Origin of the sequence: Anoxybacillus andreesenii (assembly GCF_030813005.1) — a bacterium.
Lineage (GTDB): Bacteria > Bacillota > Bacilli > Bacillales > Cytobacillaceae > Robertmurraya > Robertmurraya andreesenii.
On record NZ_JAUSTU010000028.1, the window covers coordinates 15,410 to 34,593 of the forward strand.

17 protein-coding genes and 2 riboswitches are annotated in these 19,184 nt (G+C 40.4%); of the genes, 7 read left to right on the top strand and 10 right to left on the bottom strand.

All coding sequences use genetic code 11. The features are described from left to right. Positions 1 to 7 precede the first annotated feature (7 nt). From J2S07_RS18710 to J2S07_RS18725, 4 genes are all read left to right on the top strand, one after another. On the top strand, positions 8 to 1,123 hold the full coding sequence (locus tag J2S07_RS18710) for a TIGR02678 family protein (protein WP_307151948.1): 1,116 nt from the start codon (positions 8 to 10) through the stop codon (positions 1,121 to 1,123). Continuing rightward, the gene (locus J2S07_RS18715; RefSeq protein ID WP_307151934.1) at positions 1,123 to 5,235 is read left to right on the top strand and encodes a TIGR02680 family protein; all 4,113 of its coding nucleotides are present in this window, start codon (positions 1,123 to 1,125) and stop codon (positions 5,233 to 5,235) included. The genes J2S07_RS18710 and J2S07_RS18715 overlap by 1 nt, the downstream gene beginning before the upstream one ends. Next, on the top strand, positions 5,228 to 6,517 hold the full coding sequence (locus tag J2S07_RS18720) for a TIGR02679 family protein (protein ID WP_307151935.1): 1,290 nt from the start codon (positions 5,228 to 5,230) through the stop codon (positions 6,515 to 6,517). The genes J2S07_RS18715 and J2S07_RS18720 overlap by 8 nt, the downstream gene beginning before the upstream one ends. A 217-nt stretch (positions 6,518 to 6,734) precedes the next feature. Then, positions 6,735 to 6,917, top strand: a complete 183-nt coding sequence (locus tag J2S07_RS18725; protein ID WP_307151936.1) for a hypothetical protein — start codon at positions 6,735 to 6,737, stop codon at positions 6,915 to 6,917. Positions 6,918 to 7,073: 156 nt separating this feature from the next. Here J2S07_RS18725 and thiE read toward each other — a convergent pair whose 3' ends face one another. The 10 genes from thiE to J2S07_RS18775 all read right to left on the bottom strand — a co-directional run bounded on the left by thiE (position 7,074) and on the right by J2S07_RS18775 (position 14,707). Beyond that, entirely contained in the window at positions 7,074 to 7,691 is a 618-nt protein-coding gene (gene thiE, locus J2S07_RS18730; protein WP_307151937.1) for a thiamine phosphate synthase, read from the bottom strand. Continuing rightward, entirely contained in the window at positions 7,688 to 8,491 is an 804-nt protein-coding gene (thiM, locus tag J2S07_RS18735) for a hydroxyethylthiazole kinase (RefSeq protein ID WP_307151938.1), read from the bottom strand. The genes thiE and thiM overlap by 4 nt, the downstream gene beginning before the upstream one ends. Positions 8,492 to 8,505: 14 nt before the next feature. After that, a complete protein-coding gene (gene thiD, locus J2S07_RS18740) occupies positions 8,506 to 9,318 on the bottom strand; it encodes a bifunctional hydroxymethylpyrimidine kinase/phosphomethylpyrimidine kinase (RefSeq protein ID WP_307151939.1) in 813 nt (270 codons plus the stop codon). Continuing rightward, a complete protein-coding gene (gene thiW, locus J2S07_RS18745) occupies positions 9,287 to 9,808 on the bottom strand; it encodes an energy coupling factor transporter S component ThiW (protein WP_307151940.1) in 522 nt (173 codons plus the stop codon). Before thiW ends, thiD begins: the two co-directional genes overlap by 32 nt. Before the next feature lie 86 nt (positions 9,809 to 9,894). Continuing rightward, positions 9,895 to 10,878 (bottom strand): ABC transporter substrate-binding protein, encoded by a 984-nt coding sequence (locus J2S07_RS18750; RefSeq protein ID WP_307151941.1) that lies wholly within the window; start codon positions 10,876 to 10,878, stop codon positions 9,895 to 9,897. Continuing rightward, positions 10,871 to 11,674: an ABC transporter permease gene (locus J2S07_RS18755; protein WP_307151942.1), complete on the bottom strand. Its 804-nt coding sequence runs from the start codon at positions 11,672 to 11,674 to the stop codon at positions 10,871 to 10,873. Before J2S07_RS18755 ends, J2S07_RS18750 begins: the two co-directional genes overlap by 8 nt. Continuing rightward, a complete protein-coding gene (locus J2S07_RS18760) occupies positions 11,661 to 12,398 on the bottom strand; it encodes an ABC transporter ATP-binding protein (protein WP_307151943.1) in 738 nt (245 codons plus the stop codon). The genes J2S07_RS18755 and J2S07_RS18760 overlap by 14 nt, the downstream gene beginning before the upstream one ends. Further along, positions 12,395 to 13,084: a thiaminase II gene (gene tenA / locus J2S07_RS18765; RefSeq protein ID WP_307151944.1), complete on the bottom strand. Its 690-nt coding sequence runs from the start codon at positions 13,082 to 13,084 to the stop codon at positions 12,395 to 12,397. The genes J2S07_RS18760 and tenA overlap by 4 nt, the downstream gene beginning before the upstream one ends. 71 nt (positions 13,085 to 13,155) lie before the next feature. Beyond that, positions 13,156 to 13,244: riboswitch (TPP riboswitch) on the bottom strand. A gap of 72 nt (positions 13,245 to 13,316) precedes the next feature. Continuing rightward, a riboswitch (TPP riboswitch) is annotated at positions 13,317 to 13,423 on the bottom strand. A gap of 47 nt (positions 13,424 to 13,470) precedes the next feature. Continuing rightward, complete coding sequence (gene psiE / locus J2S07_RS18770) at positions 13,471 to 13,893, bottom strand: phosphate-starvation-inducible protein PsiE (protein WP_307151945.1); 423 nt, start codon at positions 13,891 to 13,893, stop codon at positions 13,471 to 13,473. Between the two features lie 178 nt (positions 13,894 to 14,071). Further along, the gene (locus J2S07_RS18775) at positions 14,072 to 14,707 is read right to left on the bottom strand and encodes an FMN-dependent NADH-azoreductase (RefSeq protein ID WP_307151946.1); all 636 of its coding nucleotides are present in this window, start codon (positions 14,705 to 14,707) and stop codon (positions 14,072 to 14,074) included. Positions 14,708 to 15,717: 1,010 nt separating this feature from the next. Between J2S07_RS18775 and J2S07_RS18780 the strand changes: the two genes are divergently transcribed. The 3 genes from J2S07_RS18780 to J2S07_RS18790 all read left to right on the top strand — a co-directional run bounded on the left by J2S07_RS18780 (position 15,718) and on the right by J2S07_RS18790 (position 19,041). Then, a complete protein-coding gene (locus tag J2S07_RS18780; RefSeq protein ID WP_019381804.1) occupies positions 15,718 to 16,374 on the top strand; it encodes a CadD family cadmium resistance transporter in 657 nt (218 codons plus the stop codon). 173 nt (positions 16,375 to 16,547) lie between these two features. Further along, the gene (locus tag J2S07_RS18785; protein WP_075981801.1) at positions 16,548 to 16,916 is read left to right on the top strand and encodes an ArsR/SmtB family transcription factor; all 369 of its coding nucleotides are present in this window, start codon (positions 16,548 to 16,550) and stop codon (positions 16,914 to 16,916) included. Continuing rightward, positions 16,909 to 19,041, top strand: a complete 2,133-nt coding sequence (locus J2S07_RS18790; protein ID WP_084780365.1) for a heavy metal translocating P-type ATPase — start codon at positions 16,909 to 16,911, stop codon at positions 19,039 to 19,041. Before J2S07_RS18785 ends, J2S07_RS18790 begins: the two co-directional genes overlap by 8 nt. Positions 19,042 to 19,184: the final 143 nt, after the last annotated feature.

Consider the following 19,184-nt stretch of genomic DNA (forward strand, 5'->3'; position numbering starts at 1 on the left):
TCAAGGCATGGACCTTTTATTTCATCACTACTGGATCCTACGTTCTGAACATGCCGACTGGTATCAGCTTATTCGCGAAAGGGAGAAGGTGCTGCGTCGCTATTTGGATGAGAAATTTGGGTTGAGGCTAATTGTCCATCAGCATTTTATTAAACTCGAGAAAATCCCCGTCGAACCAGAACGGTGGATGGGAATTCAAGCCTTTCAGGAACAAATGGACTATGCGATTTTTTGCTGTGCCCTCTCTTTTCTTGAAGGAAAATCTGTTGATGAACAATTCCTCCTGTCTGACCTTTGTCAGGAAATTCAAGCTGATTACCCAGGCGAATTTGAGCTCGATTGGACCCTTTATATTCATCGAAAATCTCTCATTCGTGCTATCAAAATATTAATGGAATTCCAATTAATCAGACAAATTGATGGGGATATTAATCGTTTTGATCAGAACGAAGAGCAGGAGGTCCTTTATGAAGCAACCCTTTATAGCCGCTATTTCATGAGATCATACCCGGATGACTTTCTTGGCTACACTCACTGGGATGAGCTCTTAAGCGAGGACTGGAAGCTTAATCAGGAGGATGAACGAAGAAAGCGCGTGTATCGTAAGCTCTTTTTCTCGCCTGGTCTCCACCGAATCGACCAGCAGGACCCCGACTTTTTGTATATTCGGAACTTCCGTAATCGCTTAACAGAGGATATCGAAAATCACAGTGATTATAAGCTCCATGTCTACAAGAATACCGCTTTCTTATCGGTTTCAGAGGGAAGACAATACCAGAATCTCTTTCCTGACACGAAAGCATCGACGGATATTATTCTTCAGCTTTCGAACTATCTTCATACTCATCTAGATTCCTTTGCACCAAAGGAGAATGGGGAAATTCTTTTGACGGAAGGGGAAATGGAGCGTATCGTTGAGGAATTACGCAAGCATTTTGGCAGAGGCTGGTCTAAGTATTTCCGTGAAAAAACAAATCAGGCAGTTCGAGTGGAGTTATTGGAAGCATTGAAGGATTGGATGATGGCGGAAGAGGACGAAGAAACCTCACTAATAAGAATCAAACCGTTATTAGGGGTGTTAGTGGGTACATTTCCTGCTGATTTTGAAGGAGGAGAAGAATAATGATAACAAATAGGTGGGTAATGAACCGAGCAGGATTATTAAACTTTTGGTATTACGATGAAGAAATCTTTCACTTCAAGGAAGGAAAGCTCTTATTACGGGGCTCGAATGGTTCGGGGAAGTCGGTTACGATGCAGAGCTTCTTGCCCGTCCTATTAGATGGGAAAAAATCACCTGATCGCCTTGATCCATTCGGTTCCAAAGCAAGAAGGATGGAGGATTACCTTCTTGGTGAAAAAGAAGTGGTGAACCGTGACGAGAGGACAGGCTATTTGTTCATGGAATACAAAAAACAGGGAAGCGGGCAGTATATCACAACGGGAATCGGTATGCAGGCAAAGCGAAACAAGGGGATAAAATCCTGGTATTTCATTCTTACGGACAACCGCCGAATCGGCCATGATTTTTCTCTTGCACAAGAGCATGGCGGTGAAAAGATCCCGTTGTCTGCGAAAGAATTGGAGAACCGCGTGGGTCATGGGGGGTTTGTTGTCCATTCACAGCGAGAATATATGGAGCTAGTGAATAAATATGTCTTTGGATTTCAATCGATTGATGCTTATGAGGATCTTATTAAGCTCTTGATTCAGCTTAGGAGCCCAAAGCTTTCCAAGGATTTCAAGCCAACGGTGATCTATGAAATTCTTGAATCTGCCCTGCCGCCATTAACGGATGATGAGCTGCGCCATCTATCAGATACGATTGAAAGCATGGATCAAACTGCTCAGCAATTGGAGCAATTAGAACGGGAAAATGAATCCATTGGGCGGCTTGTCTCAACTTATGACAGCTATAACAAATACATTTTAGCGGAACGGGCCCAGCAATGGAAAGGAGCCGACCAAAAAACGCATACTGCTAGGAAAAAAGTTGAAGAACTAACGGACCAGAACGCCCGATTAGAGCAGGAAATGTCGAAGTTGAGGACTGATTTGCAAAAGTTTGAACAACAGAAGTTTGTAGCTGAGGAAGAAAAGACCTCCCTCCAAAAACATGAGGTTTGGTCATTGGAGGACAATAAAGCAAAGAAAGAAGGCGAGGTTGAAGCCATTCTCAAAGAAATAGCTCATCTTCAGCAAAAGTGGGATGAACGGAATAGAAAGCTTCATCAGAAATGGAAAGAAAAAGAAAACACCGAGCAGGAGCAATTACTAAATGAACGTAAGCTTAATAATCTTCAGGAGGATCTGTCTCTAGATGCAGATGAGGCCGCCTTTTATCAGCATGATGTCAATATCGAGGACTATGAACGGAACGCTTCCGAAGCCTTTGATTTCACGATTTGGTTGAAGGAAGCGGAGGATCATCGGATTCTTTTAGCTAGCTTAGAGAAATTGGCTGAGGAGGCAGTACGGCTTGAAGAGGAGCATCTCCGGTTGCAAAGGGAATCATCGGAGAAGAAGAAAGTACTCGATGAGCATTTAAAGGAGCAGGATCATCTACAGGAATGGTTTGAATCTGAGCAGCAAAAGCTTGAAAGCAGTGTATTTCTATGGATCGAGGAGCATCCAAAATTTTTCTACTCAAACGAGCTTCGCCAGGAAATTGCGAGAAGCTTACAAGGGCTATACGAGATCAATCGTTATGATGAGGTAGTTGAGAAGCTTTATTCAGGAATCCATTCTTATACAGCCGAGGTAAAAAAGGATGAAGCAATTACTATCGAAAAAAGAAAACACAAGCTTGAAGAAATTAGTGCAGCAGAATTTGAGCTTAAGCGAATCAAATCACAGAAAATGCTGGAGCCTGATCGAGCAAGGGGAACGGAACAACATCGTGAAAAACTCGCAGCAGAAGGACAAGCTTTTCTCCCATTTTATGCTGCAGTTGAATTTCAGGATCATGTAACAGAGGAGCAACGTGAGCGGATTGAATCAGCTCTGAAGAAAACAGGTATTCTTGACAGCTTGCTCACGGAGCGACCAATGAGTCCAGAACAGGATGCTTTCATTGTCCCTAAACCACAGTTGCTTGGGCATACGCTAGCTGACTACTTAATGCCAGACCTTGATGAGGGGAGCCCTATTTCGAACAAACTTGTTGATGAAGTGCTGCGCTCCATTCCTCTTGAAAAAGATGGGAGTGGGTTCGCAATTGATGTAGATGGTTCTTATACTATTGGTTGCTTAGTCGGACATGCTCCTTCTGAAAGTACATCCAAATTCATTGGCCGCACGGCGCGGAAACGCCATCAACGCGAGCAAATTCAACTATGGTCAGAAAAACTTCACCAGCTTCAAAATGAGCTAACGGTTCTTGAAAGAGAACTAGAAGGTCTTCATGCGGAGCTGCAACTCATTGAGCAATGGAAAAAAGAGATTCCTCATGATCGGGAACTTCAAGAGCTGCACGAACAGATATTGGCAAAAAAACAAGAAATTAAGCGAGAGCAGGAGCTCCTTCAGAACATTGATGGGCAGTGGAAACGAGTGCATGAAAATTTATCACTGGTTAAAAAGAGGCTTCGAGATCAAGGGATTCATCTCAATATTTCCTTAAATCTGGATGAAATCAGGACAGCACTAAAGGCTGCTGGAAGCTATATTCGTGGTTTGCAGGAGTTTAAGAATGTATCAATTGAGATTTCATATATTGCCAAGCATTTGCAATCACTTCGAACTCAAATTGAAGAAATCAAGGAAGAACTCGATTCGATTAAGGGAGAACAAAATCATAAGGACCATCAGCTTTCCAAGCTAAAAGCCCTCATTCTGTCCATTGAACAACAGCTACAGCTAAAAGGGATTGATGAAGTCAGAAAGCGAATCCGGGAAGTTCAACATTTATGGAATGAAGCTGATGAAACCATCCGTCATATTCATCAAACCCTTCCAAAAAAAGAATCAGAGCAAGAGCGCTGCATCGAAAAGCTGGAAGACGCCAGAAAGGAAGAAACCTTCTGGAAAAACATGTCGATGGAATGGGAAAGGATGGTTAACCAAGAAATTGAGCGAGGGTTCTTGAAACTTGATTCAGTGGATATGGGAGCCATCCTGACAAAGCTTGAGCCAGTTTTGACAAAGTATGATCGCCCGAAACTACTCGAGCAGCTCACCAAGACATTTTTCAATGAGCAGCCTCATTTGACAGAGTATCGGATGTTTGAATACACAGAGGATGTCGAGATCCCTCAATGGTTCAGTGAAGATTATGGAGATCATTATGAACCGTTTAAGCATGAATATCGTCAGCTGGTTACGAGACGCCTCATTCAAATGGAATATCGCGGCCAAAGAGTTAGTCCTTATTATGTATCCTCATCGTTACAAAAAGAGGTGGAAGAGCAAAAAGGTTGGCTTGATGAACAGGACCGTCAGCTCTATGAGGACATTATCGTCAATTCGGTGGGTGTCATGCTTCGTAATCGTATCAAAAGAGCTCAGGACTGGGTGAAAGAAATGGACCGAATTATGGCTGCACGTGATAATTCGTCTGGCTTAGTTTTCTCTATTGCCTGGAAGCCGCTAACAGCAGAATCTGAGCAAGAAATGGATACCCGTGATCTAGTTGCGCTTCTTCAGAGAAATAGTAAGTTTTTGAATGAAGAGGACTTAAACCGCATTACGATGCATTTCCAGTCACGGATTGCAAAAGCAAAGGAATTGATTCAGCTTCGCAATGAAGGTTCTACCCTCCACCAAGTATTAAAGGAAGTGCTTGACTATCGCAAGTGGTTTACCTTCGTATTATCCTATAGCCGGGTAAATGAACCAAAGAGAGAATTAACAAATAATGCCTTTTTCAAATTTAGTGGTGGAGAAAAGGCGATGGCAATGTACATCCCGCTCTTTACTGCTGCTTACTCTCGCTACAAGGAGGCGGGAGAGATGGCGCCGTATATTATTTCATTAGATGAAGCATTTGCTGGTGTCGATGAGAATAATATTCGCGATATGTTTGAGGTTGTCGAACAGCTTGGCTTTAATTATATTATGAATTCTCAAGCCTTATGGGGAGATTATGACACCATCTCTAGTCTTTCCATTTGTGAATTAGTTCGTCCAAAGAATGCGGACTACGTGACGGTCATACGTTATGAGTGGGATGGAAAACAGAGATCATTGGTTTTTGATAATAAGATACTGGTGGAGGAACTGGTAACAAATGAATAAGCGTATCGATATTTTTAAGGAAGAACCTGGATTTTTGAAGTTATTTTCCTTATTTAAGGAGAAATATCGTTCACTGGGAAGAGTAGGGGGAAACGTACCCATTAATTCCTTCCAACAGAAGGAATTAGAATCTATCGCTGGCTTTCTAGGTATTCCTACTGATGAGCTTATAAAAAAAGGAAGTATCGGTTTAGCGGCGTTTGAGAAGGAACTTAGATCTACAGGATTTGCTGATTACGATCTTCTAAAGCTAATGGAGGAATTATTACAAGAGTCCATTTTGACGAAAAAAGAAGAAATAGAGCGAGAACAAGCCGAGGAAAAACAATTTATAGATGATTTAAAGGTACTTGTGCCTGATTTTTTCTGGATTGATTGGATTGTAGCGAAATCTCCTGATACAAGGTGGATTTGGTCCCTCTATAAACAAGATAAAGAAGGGTTAGTTGAGAAATTAGTTCATGTATGTACAGCATTTTCAAAGCTTCCGGAGCAGGGAAAATACGAACGCCTCCCTGTCTTCGCACAAAGAATAACGGGTAACCCCCATTATTTTGATCCTAATGAGACGGCGGGCAAAATGCTTCTACATTGTTTATATGTTGATCAGAGGAACAAAGGGAACGACCAGGCTATGATGCCAAAATCGGTAGAAGAATTAAATGATTTACTTGCAGAATATGGAATTATGCGTGATGATTTATGGAATTTTGTCACCTGTCAAGGGCTTTTGGCCTCATCTACAGGTGGTGTTCATCCTGTTTGGCAAGCAGCGGTTGACACCCAGTCCGTATTGAATATGCCGCTCAAGGAGCTTGTTAAGGTGGACAAAGTTTGGCCAGCAAAGGGATCGCATGTTTGGATTATTGAGAATTCAAGCGTTTGTTCCACAGTCATGGATGCTGTACCCGCTGCTCCTATTATTTGTACACATGGACAGCTACGTGCAGCAAGCTGGCACTTACTCGATGAACTCGCTCAAACAGGGTGTACACTGCATTACTCTGGTGACCTCGATCCAGAAGGAATTCTCATTGCGGATAAGCTGAAGAAAAGGTATGGGAAGCAACTACACATTTGGAGAATGGATGTAGAAGCGTATGAGACAACAAAATCGAATGAGGATATTTCTAATCGGTTTTCGAAAATTGAACGGCTTAGTACAACTAGTGAGTGGAAGGAGCTGGTCAGTTTAATGAAAGCTAGCATGAAGGCAGGCTATCAAGAGGCGATAGTTGGAAGATTGATTGATGATATAAGAAATAATTCTTTGGAAACATAGGACCATATTCAATAACTGCAGAAGTGTCTGCCCGTATTTCATCAATCACTTAAATCCTTCGTTTGGAAATGCTACAATAAAGATCCTTGGCAGGGGCAACAAAAAGACAAGCTGGATTTCTCGTTAGGGAACTTGCTTGTCTTTTTACCATTTAATCGACAACCCTCAACAAAAACCTGCTATAATAAACGATAAATTGAAGGAGGTGGAAAATAAATTGGAAAAAGTACTTCAACTTATTTTGGACAAGCTAGACAGCCTAGAGAATTCCGTCCAGCAGCTAACGCAAGTAGTGGCAGCGACAAATGTAAAGATTTCTGAAACAAATGAACGGCTTGACAGACTTGAGGAAAAAGTAGATACCGTTGTTGAAGAGGTAAAAGGATTAAGGACAATATGACAACGAAACTTGATTTAGAGTATTACGATCAGATGATTTCTGAGCACTCCCGTCAAATCTACAAATTAAAAAACAACTAAACTGGCCCCATCGAGATAACTTTCCAAATTAACTTCAAGAAACATCAAAAAAAGGGGAGAGGGACACTCAGCCCCTTCATCCCCTTAGCTTATCCCGTAGCAGCCTCGCTGCTTCATGTGGCTCTTCCGCTTTCATAATCTCTGACACAACTGCTATACCAGCAATGTCATGGTTCCGAATGAATGATACATTTTCTAGATTTATTCCGCCAATAGCAACAACAGGGATTGAAACAGCTCGAGTAATTTTCTTCAACAGGCCATCTTCAAGTACCTTCGCATTTTTCTTTGATTTTGTCGGAAAAACGGCTCCGACACCAATATAGTCGGCACCACCCTTTTCTGCAGCTAATGCTTCCTCCACCGTACCACAGGAGACCCCAACCAGCATCGAGGAAGGGACTATTTTTTTCACCTCATGAAGCGGCAAATCCTGCTGGCCAATGTGGATACCATCTGCCCTCACTGCAAGGGCAATATCCACTCGGTCATTAATAAAGAGTGGTACTTGATATTTCTCAGTCAATGCCTTTAACTTAACTGCTTTCTCATAAAAAACTCTGCCTGAATTCTTTTTTTCTCGTAGCTGAACCGTGGTCACCCCGCCTTGAATTGCCTCTTCCACAATCGATAAAAGTTCTTCAACGGGTACAGATTCTTCTGTTACTAAATAAAGCTGGTAATCGATTTTCAAGATAAACGAACTCCTTCCTCCCAACGTTCACCATCCATTAGAAAAATTTCATCCATCAACTTCACCCGGTAGGTACCAATTCCATCGTTATCCTTCAGCTTCTTTTTGGCAAGTTCACCAGCGAGACTCATCACTGACATGCCCGCAATCGCTGCTTTAAACCAATCATCAGTGACAGCGGCAAAACAAGCAATTAATGATGCTGTGGTACAGCCTGTTCCAGTGATTTTGGTCAGCCACACATCACCGTTTCGGATGCAAACCGTATTTGTCCCATCAGAAACAACATCCTGTTCACCGCTGATAACGACAATCGCAGCAAGCTCCTTCGCTGCCTTCACAGCAAGTTCGGTTTTTGAAATGGCGACATCACCAGCATCCACACCCCGCGTTTGTGCTTTGCCGCCAATTAACGCATACACCTCAGAGGCGTTTCCTCTTACTATCGAGACGTTGACCTGTTCGATGAATTCTTTTGCCCGGTTGGTGCGGAAGGGGGTAGCTCCTACACCAACAGGATCAAATACAATGGGAATACCTCTATTCTTCGCAGCTTTCCCTGCAACTAACATAGCCTCATACATTTCGTCGTCAATCGTACCAAAATTAATCACAAGAGCGTTAGCGAGCTGCACCATATTTGCCACCTCCTGGATACTTGTGGCCATCACAGGAGAGCCACCGATGGCAAGTGTTACATTGGCGCAATCATTAATCGTCACCGTATTGGTCAAATGGTGGATAAGCGGTTCGGTTTTTCGTACTTTCGCAAATAAATTCTTAATGGAAGCAGTAAGCATCTTGATCGCCCTTTCTAATATCGAGAATTTTTCAAATTAGCCTTTTGATACAGTTCATAAAAATGGTTGGTTGGTCCATGGCCGTGCCCGAGTGATAGACTGTGCAGAATCGCTATCGTAATAAACTGTTTTGCTTGTTTCACAGCTTCAAGCATTGAAGCCCCCTTTGCTAGATTAGCAGCAATGGCAGAAGACAGGGTGCAGCCCGTGCCATGTGTATTTTTCGTGATAATGCGCTCGCCCTCGATCCAATGAAATTCTTCACCATCAAAAAATAAATCATGGGGCGGTCCATCAAAATGTCCCCCTTTAAGAAGTACGGTACGACAACCTAGCGTCTTTATCGTTATACATGCTTCCTTCATATCTTCTTGTGTTAATATCCTTTTGCCTGTAAGCACTTCTGCTTCTGGTATGTTTGGTGTGACAATCGATGCAATCGGAATGATTTGCTCCTTAAGGGCCTGAATCGCATCTTGCTCAAGCAGATGATGCCCACCTTTTGACACCATTACAGGATCAAGGACGACTAACTCTGGTGAATATTTCTTCAGCGCTTCAGCAACTGTACGAACAATATCAGCGGAGGAAAGCATCCCAATTTTGACAGCATCGACAGGAAGGTCATCAAAAACCGCTTCTATTTGATCCCGGATAATAGCAGGATCGATATTTTGGACAGAGCGAACCTCTTGTGTATTTTGCGCAGTAACAGCTGTGATGACTGACATGCCAAACACTCCGTTTGCGGCGAAGGCTTTTAAATCAGCTTGGATACCAGCGCCGCCTCCTGAATCAGAGCCTGCGATTGTTAGTGCTGTTTTCATAAAGCATCCCTCCAATAGCGTGATTGCGAGTCATTATTTTTAAGAGTCCGTATCCCATCAAGGCACCCGTGAAACTACTGATGGCAAAAGCTGGTACGAGGCCGAATAGGGTGGCCTCTTGTCCTAATAAGAGCACAGCAATCGGATAAGTGGTCATAGCCCCAACAATCCCCGTCCCAAAAACCTCGCCAACTGCAGCAAGAGATAATTTTTTCGTTTTTTGATAGAGGAGAGCGGCAAAAAGTGCGCCAATCATGCTTCCTGGAAAAGCAAATAGGCTTCCTGTTCCCATCATATTGCGCAGTAAGGACGACACAAATGCTTGTGCTACAGCGTACCCCGGTCCAAGCAGAACCGCAGATAAGACGTTGGCAAAATGCTGAATCGGAAAAATTTTCGCAAAGCCGACGGGAATATAGATCATGCTGCTCGTAATGGTGGTGACTGCGGCGATCAGTGCAGTCAGCGTTAATTTATGCGTCTTGTTCATTCAAAGCATCCTCTCTGATTAATTTCTAGTAGTTTGCTATGATCTAGAGCAGACCAAATCTTCTCGGTCTTTTAAAAAAGAATTTACTATTCTAAAATATTGATAAAAGCCTGAGCAGGGTCGACTTTTTCTTTCATTACATTCGTTTCAAACAACCAATCGGCAACGTCCTGCCAAACCTTCTCTTCTTGATAGCCAAATGGGAGAGACTTATCTTCCATTAATGGCAGCAGGATATCTAGGCTTTCCTGTTCTACCTTTTTATCTAATGGGAAGTTTCCATTTTCATGATCCAGCAATACCTTTAATCCACTTGCAGGATCCTGCTTAACATCTGCTTGTGCCTTTGATAGTGCCCTCCAGAATTTCTTAATTGACGACTCTTTTTTCTTAAGCGTTTCCTCACCAGTCACAAGAATAAGCTCGTAATTATCTGGAACTCCGAACTCGGTAAGAGGGAAGATGTCGACATTGTACCCTTCCTTATTTAAAAGGACGAGTTCGTGGTTAATATAAGCCCCGACGATCGCATCGACATTGTTAGTCGCAAGTGCTGGCATTAGATCCCAGCCGACATCGGTGAGTTTCACATTTTTTTCCTTACCTCCGTCTGCATTGACCATTGTTTTCACTACGGCCTCACTGACACTTGCAGATGGGTAGCCGACATTTTTTCCTTCTAAATCCTTCGGTGATTGAATGCCGAGCTCCTTTTTGTACATAATTCCGTCTAATGAATGCCGAACGAGTGCTGCAACCGAAACGACGGGGATTCCCTCAGAACGAGATAGCAGGAGCTGTGTTTGATAGCTTATCGCCAAGTCAACTTTTCCAGTGGCAGCAAGTTTTAAAGGATCATTAGTGTCGGCCGGCATTTCGATATTGACATCTAGACCTTCTTCAGCAAAATAACCCTTCTCCTGTGCCACATAAATCGCTGAATGGACAGCATTTGGATACCAATCTAGCATAATGCTCATCTTTTCTAGTTTGGTTTCGTTATCCTTTGAACAGCCACTTACGAAACCGACAATGAGCAACAGCAAAAACCATTTAAAACTTTTATTCATTTTCTTCAACTCCAGATTGATTTATTATTGAACTTCCGTTTTTCCAGCTTAGAACCTTTCTTTCTATCATGGTCGCAACACCAAAAAGGATTAGACCGATGATGGTCAATAGCACAATTGCGGCAAAGACCCCATCAGCATTCAGGTCACCCGACATGCGACGGCTATAAAATCCAAGACCTTCACTTGCGCCAAGCCATTCACCAATCGTTGCCCCCACAAGTGCATAGACCATTCCTATCTTCAGTCCAGAAAACAAGGAGGGAAGCGCCATTGGGATATGTAGCTTCATAAAGATTTGCTTGTTATTGGCCCCCATGGATCGCAGTAGTTCGATATAACCCTTATCACAAGCTCTTAAACCATCAAAGGAAGATACGACAATTGGGAAAAAAGACATCAGAATCGTCACTGCCACTTTGCTCCACAGAGAATACCCAAACCAAAGAACGAAAATAGGTGATAGGGCAATAATCGGAATCATCTGGGACATGAGGACGAAGGGATAGATCATTTTTTCAATCGTCTTTGAAAAGAACATTCCAACTGCAAGTGCAATTCCAGCAATGGCAGCAAGTGTAAAGCCAATAGTAAATTCGAGCATAGTTGCCCATAAATGATCAAATAGGAGGATCCTCCAGTTTTCCAAAATGTGCTCGATCACTTTTGATGGGGCAGGGATGATGAAGGCAGGGACGAGATTACTCTGTACGACCAACTGTAACATGACGAGCATCAACAACAAGAGTCCAATAAATAGGCGATAATGCTTGAGCCATTGCTTAAGGTTTTTCATCTGTCATCTTTTTCTCCAATTTGTGTCGAAGTTCGACAAGTTTTGATGTATACACGATATCGGAAGGGCGTGGTCTCGGAAGCCCAACTACGATTTCCTCCATCGGATGATCCGGCTTAAGCAAGAGGATGCGATCGGATAAATAACATGCCTCCTCTAGATCATGGGTGATAAAGAAAATTGTTTTTTTAGAATCACGCCATATCGATAGAAGCCATGTCTGCATTTCTTTTTTCGTAAATGAGTCAAGGGCACCAAATGGTTCGTCCAGAAGGAGCAAATCTTTGCCCGTTATCATCGCCCTCAAGAAAGACACCCGCTGTCTCATCCCGCCAGATAACTGGTTAGGATAAGCTTGTTCATATCCCGCCAATCCTGCACGCTCGAGCCATTTGCGCACTTCCTCTCTTGTGAGATGTGAATTCTTTTGGATTTCGACTGGGAGCATGATGTTCTCAAGGACCGTCCGCCACGGCAGCAAGAGATCCTGCTGTGGCATATAACCAACATCCCCAAGCGTTATTGATCGGTCGTTCAGCTTGATATCACCTGCGTCTTGATACAAGATACCTGTGATGAGCTTAAGGAGCGTACTTTTTCCTGAACCACTCTTACCAATGAGGGAGATGAATTCTCCCTTTTTCACTGTTACGTGAACTTCCGAAATAGTTGGTTTTTTGTGATTTGGGTACGTATAGGAAAGATTCTTTATGATTAGGGTCATATCGGCCAGTCCTGCTTATGATAATTCATGTCCCAGAATAAATACTCATATTTCGAAGTCATTTGAAAATGCTCTTCTAATCTAGCAAGCTCACGTTCCGGCTTTCCGTCAGCAAGCGCATCCATTAGTTCAATAAGCCATTTCGCCCCTTCGCCAAAAGTGTTCGAATCATACGTTTCAATCCACTTGGCATATGGATTAGTATCAAGTTGATGTCCATACTGCTTTCGCAAAAGCTTGCCTATTTCCCAATAATCCCATGCGCATGGAAGAAGACAGGAGACGACTTCAGCAAGGCTGCCATTTTGTGCGACATGGAGCATATATCTTGTGTAGGCGAGGTTGACAGGTGTAGGCCTTGTTGCCTCAAGCTCTGCACGGCTGATGCCGAATTCAGCCGCAAATTGACGGTGAAGCTCCATTTCGAAATTCAAGGTTTCATCAAGAATTTTTGCGAATTTTCCCATTGTCTCAAGATCGGTTGCCTTCATAACAGCAGCAGAGAAGAGCTTGGCATAGTCGATTAAATATACGTAATCCTGCTTCATGTAATAAATAAATTTCTCTCGCTCAAGCGTTCCCTTACCGATTCCCTGGACAAAAGGGTGCTGATGATTCTTCTCCCAAATGGACTGAACATTGTCATAAAGCCTTTCTGTGAATTTTTTCGTTTGAACTGTTTTCATTGTGAATTCCTCCTTGTTTTTTGGAAAATAAAACCGCCTTCCAAAAGTGGAAAGCGGTTTGCAAACACATGCATTCATGCAAACTACTTCCCTCCGCTAGTGCGAACTAGATCAGGTTCAAAGGGTACTTCTCAGCCAAATGGCGCCCCTAGTAGACAAATACTCTATTATTTTTTGAAAATCAAAACGAAAAGCCTCCACAGCAGAAGTGGAGGCTTTAGATTTTGTCATCATCTAACCATGGCCACTTCCCTCCGACAGTGCAAACTGTATCAGGTTCAAAGGGTCTAGAACATCTGTTCAATCTCAGTCTTCAAAAAGACTCCCCTAGTGTTCATATGAACTTGAAATCAATCATAGCATGGTTAATTATTCCTTTCAACCCTTTAGCGTTTAATTTTTGTATGCATGTAGTGAATGAGAACATAGCTAATGACGAGAACAAGGATGCTCACAGAAAATAGCAAGGTTTGCTGTGCATCTTCATGATCCACGACAATCAAACGAACCATCGCGGTAATCCCAATATACATAAAGTAGCGGAGCGGGAAGTGATAATCCTCTTGAAAATACTTCACAATCATGGCAATGAATTCAAAATATAGAAAGAAGACGAGAATTCCTTCTAATAGTTCAAAATAAGCGGTGGGGCTAGATTCAAAGAAAGCAAGTTGGGTTAGGTGAATCGTTTCTTTTACTAATAGTCCGCAGAGAATGAGCGCTAAAGAGACTAGAGCAATATTAAGCCCCCATTGTAAAATCCGGTCAATCGTTATCTTTATCTTCGGCTCCGATTTTCTTTTCTCCATACTTGTCGTCCTCCTCAAAGTTATCATAACGGAAGAAAGTGATCCAAACTAGAGGAGGTATGTTAATTATCCGTGAAAAATATTTCGATTCCATTCATGATGCATTCTAATAAAGGTGTAGTTCTTTTTTTAAAAAAAAATAAAGTGACGAAGACCAAGGCTTCAGTCACTTTTTTCATTATGCTAATACGAATAATTTTTGAACTAAAGCTTTTACTTCCTCTAAACCTGCAGCAATGATCTCTTCAGCTTTGGCTGGGTTAGCGTTGTGACCTTCAATGATGACTTCCCCGATTTTTTGCATACCATAGATTCCGCTCATTACATTGTTAACATAGTTAACAGCCATTTCCGTTGGCGCTGCTTCTGGGGTAGAGTAGATACCACCACGCGCGTTTAATACGATGTATTTTTTATCTGTCATTAAGCTGACTAATTGGCCCTGTTCATTGTATTTAAATGAGTAGCCTGCACCATAAGTGTAATCAATGAATGTTTGTAATGTAGCAGGAATCGTTAAGTTCCATAATGGGAATGCGAAAACAACCAGATCAGCAGCTGATAACAGCTCACGAGATTTATTGAGAGCAGCAAGTGATGCCGCTTCGTTTTCCGTCATTTCTTCACCGCTTTGAAGTTTACCGAACGCATTCAGTGTATCTTGACCAAAGTAAGGCATGTTTTCTGAGAACAGGTCAATAGTTGTTAAATTCAAACCATCTATTTGTGACGCCTCGGATACGAAGGTTTCGTACATTTTTGTTGAAACGCCATCTGGGCGGTTATTTGCTTTGACTACAAGTATATTCGACATAGATGTATAAGCTCCTTTACCTACTTAATTAATATTCATCATGAATTATTATATTAACATCATAATGGGGGAAAGTATAAATATTTTGCTCAGAGAACCGATCAGTAAAATTTCTCAGATCATGTTAAAAACATCAATAATTTGAAAGGAATTCCTATATATATAGAAGTGGAGCCTCTATTTTGCTCCACTTTTATTTGTTAAGAGAGGGGAAGATTGGATGTCTAATGAGCATGAAGTTGGCCTAGATAGAGATAATCTTAAGAAGAAGGTAGAAAGGAAAGAGGGCGAACCAACTGCCGCTTTTGTCTTATATTTAGGTTATATAGCATAAACATTGCTGTGATAAAGACCGCACATTTTAGATATATCTAATATGTATGCTCCTAATTTATTCCTTCCACTTCAAACATTCTGGTGATAAAAGATAAAAAACATAGATTTTAGAAACAAAAATGTTATAGTTGTTATCCAATTTGATTGATTTTCAAGAAGATTATTCCTCCGCAATCGGGCCATATAATTGAGTAACACCTATAAAGAAAGTTATTGATAATACATAGTAAGTTAATTAACAATGTTATTGTGAAATATAGGAGAAATTATGACTGATAATTGTTGTACACCCAAACCAAACCTAACGGAACGTTCCCAATTAGATATAAACAATACCAAAAATCCCCAGAATAGATGGTCCGGATACTCAGAAAGAAGCAATAAAAATCGACTCTTATGATCCTGACAGTCCAGAGGGTTACATGGTATTTACAGTAACAGTTCATAATAAATAATGGTTGGATAACCAAAAAGGATGATTACCTAATAGAAAAGTAATCATCCTTTTTTAGTTTCAAAGTGCTAATTTCATGTCGATTTATTCTTTATTCAAATATACATTTGACTATTTGTTTATGTAAACGTAAAATAGAAAATGAAATTTAACATTCAAATAAATATTTGAATGTTAATGAGTATTAAATTATTAATAAAAAATAAAGGGGTTGAATCAGGTGGATTTAATTTTAATAATCATCTCTGCTCTTGGTGCTTTTATTGTAACCAATATTGATGATATTTTTGTCTTGATGATGTTATTCTCTATGGCAAGGTCACAATCTAAAACAAGTAATGGTCAAACGGTTAACAAGGTTTCGAAACGTATTAACTCAAGAGATATAGTAATTGGTCAATATCTAGGTTTTGCACTTCTAGTTTTAATCAGTCTTTTAGCAACCTTTGGGATAACACTTCTTGCTGATCAATGGGTTGGTTTACTTGGCCTAATTCCAATGTATTTAGGAGTTAGACTGTTCATCAAAGGTGAAGATGATGATGATGATAATATTCTTTCTAGGTTAAACAAATTTAATAAGTTTTATTTAAGTGTAGCCTTTATCACTTTTGCTAATGGTGGAGACAATATTGGAATTTATGTTCCGATTTTTTCAACGTTAGAAACAAATCAATTAATTATTACTGTAGTTACATTCTTTATAATGGTTGCAATTTGGTGTTTACTGGGTTACCGTCTTGCGAGATTCAGATTTGTTTCTGAAACACTTGAGAAATACGGGCGATGGATTATTCCAATTGTATTTATAGGATTGGGAATATATATCATGCTAGAAAATGAACTATTTACTTCATTGATAAATCTATTCAAATAATGTAATAGTTTTGATCGTTATGATCATTTGCTAATATAAGTTGGTTTGATATGGAATTTATTGAGTTATTTTATTTTTTTGTCCATTATTCAAATAAATATTTGAATAATGTTAGGGTAATAATATATAATACATTCAAACATATACTTGAATAAAAGGAGGGATAATGAGTAATGAGTAAGAAAGATACTTGTGATATTTATTGTTATGACGAAGCAAAAGTCAAACGAATACAAGGTGAGATGCAAAAAGAAGATATATCTAGTGTTTCTCAATTATTTAAAGCACTTGCAGATGAAAATAGGGCAAAAATTTCCTATGCATTATGTCAAGATGATGAGCTTTGTGTGTGTGATGTAGCTAATATCATTGGGGCTACTGTTGCTACGACATCTCACCATTTAAGGACCCTTCATAAACAAGGGATTGTAAAATACCGAAAAGAAGGCAAACTAGCCTTTTATTCGCTTGATGATGAACATATTAGACAGTTAATGGTTATTGCATTAGCTCATAAAAAGGAGATGAAAGTCAATGTCTGAACAAGCTAAAATAAACAACCAAAAAGCTAAAACTTATAGAGTTCAAGGACTCACCTGAGCAGACTGTTCAAAAACGTTCGAAGAGAACGTGAAACGTCTGGATGGCGTTTTGGATGCACAAGTTAATTTTGGTGCTGCTAAAATAACAGTTGTAGGAAATACAACGGTTGAAGCGCTTGAAAAAGCAGGAGCTTTTGATAACTTAAAATTACGAGATGAAAAAGCACAAAAAGTAGAACGTGAACCTTTTTGGAAGCAAAAAGAAAACATTAAAGTGTATATTTCAGCCCTATTATTAATCGTTAGTTGGTTATTAGGAGAACAACTCGGAGAAGGTCATATTGTACCAACAATCGGATATGCGGCATCTATATTAATTGGTGGCTACTCCTTATTTATTAAAGGCTTTAAAAATCTAAGCAGATTTAAGTTTGATATGAATACTCTTATGACAATCGCTATTATTGGGGCTGCATTAATTGGTGAATGGGGAGAAGGAGCAACAGTTGTTATTCTCTTTGCCATTAGTGAAGCTTTAGAACGCTATTCTATGGACAAAGCTCGTCAATCCATTGAGTCCTTGATGGATATAGCTCCAAAGGAAGCTTTAATACGACGTGGAAATCAAGAGTTAATGATTAGCGTTGATGACATTCAAGTAGGCGACATTATGATCGTGAAACCGGGTCAAAAGTTGGCTATGGATGGAATCGTTGTAAAAGGGACATCTACCTTAAACCAAGCTGCGATTACAGGTGAATCTGTCCCGGTGACAAAGACCATTGATGATGAAGTATTCGCTGGTACTTTGAACGAAGAAGGATTATTAGAAGTAAAAGTAACTAAATTAGTGGAAGATACTACTCTTTCGAAAATAATTCATTTAGTAGAAGAAGCTCAGGCAGAACGCGCTCCTTCTCAAGCATTTGTTGATAAATTTGCCAAATATTATACTCCGGCAATTGTTGTATTAGCCTTTTTAATCGCTATTGTCCCACCATTATTTGGCGGAGATTGGAGCGAATGGATATATCAAGGGTTATCCGTACTAGTCGTTGGTTGTCCTTGTGCATTAGTTGTTTCTACGCCTGTTTCTGTTGTGACCGCAATAGGAAACGCAGCAAGAAATGGTGTTTTAATCAAAGGTGGAATCCACCTAGAAGAAGCCGGTGCATTGAAGGTTATTGCTTTTGATAAAACAGGAACATTAACAAAAGGGGTTCCAGCAGTAACAGAAATCGTAACATTTGGCGGAAATGAAAATGAGTTATTGACCATCACAGCAGCGTTGGAAAAAGGATCACAACATCCACTTGCTTCAGCAATTATGAAAAAAGCAGAAGCAAACGGATTAAATTATAATGAAGTATCTGTTGAAGATTTTCAATCTATAACTGGTAAGGGTATAAAAGCAAAAGTTAAGGACGAGATGTATTATGTAGGAAGTCCTAGTATGTTTGAGGAAATTCTTCCAAATGGTATAGATAAAACCATTTCTGAACAAATTTCAACCCTACAAACACAAGGAAAAACGGTCATGATTCTTGGAACCGTCAACGCACTTCTCTGTTTAATTGCTGTGGCTGATCAAGTAAGAAAAACATCTAAAGAAGTTATTCAAAAACTTCATCAACTAGGAATTGAAAAAACTGTTATGCTTACTGGTGATAACCAACGTACAGCAGAAGCAATTGGTAAAGAGGTTGGTGTATCTGATATTAAGGCCGATCTCCTTCCAGAAGATAAATTGAACTATATTAAACAACTTCGCGAAAAGTATCATAGTGTGGCGATGGTTGGAGATGGAGTAAATGATGCTCCAGCTCTTGCGGCATCAACAGTTGGGGTTGCAATGGGTGGAGCTGGAACGGATACAGCACTTGAAACAGCCGATATTGCTTTAATGTCAGATGATTTAAGTAAATTACCGTTTACGATGAAACTAAGTCGAAAAGCATTGAGAACCATTAAGCAAAATATTACCTTCTCTCTAGTAGTTAAAGCTATTGCTTTACTTTTAGTTGTACCGGGTTGGTTAACGTTATGGATAGCTATATTTGCCGATATGGGGGCTACATTGCTTGTAACTTTAAACAGCTTACGATTATTAAAAGTTAAAGAATAAAATACTGTTTCATATAAAGGGGCTGTCCGATAAGTCTCTAAAATAAAACAAGTGGAGAAGAACGGATTGTTTTTCTCCACTTGCTTTTATATTTTTCCTCGGATCTTCTGAAAGTAGCTGGCGGATGCCTGCTACTTTCAGGA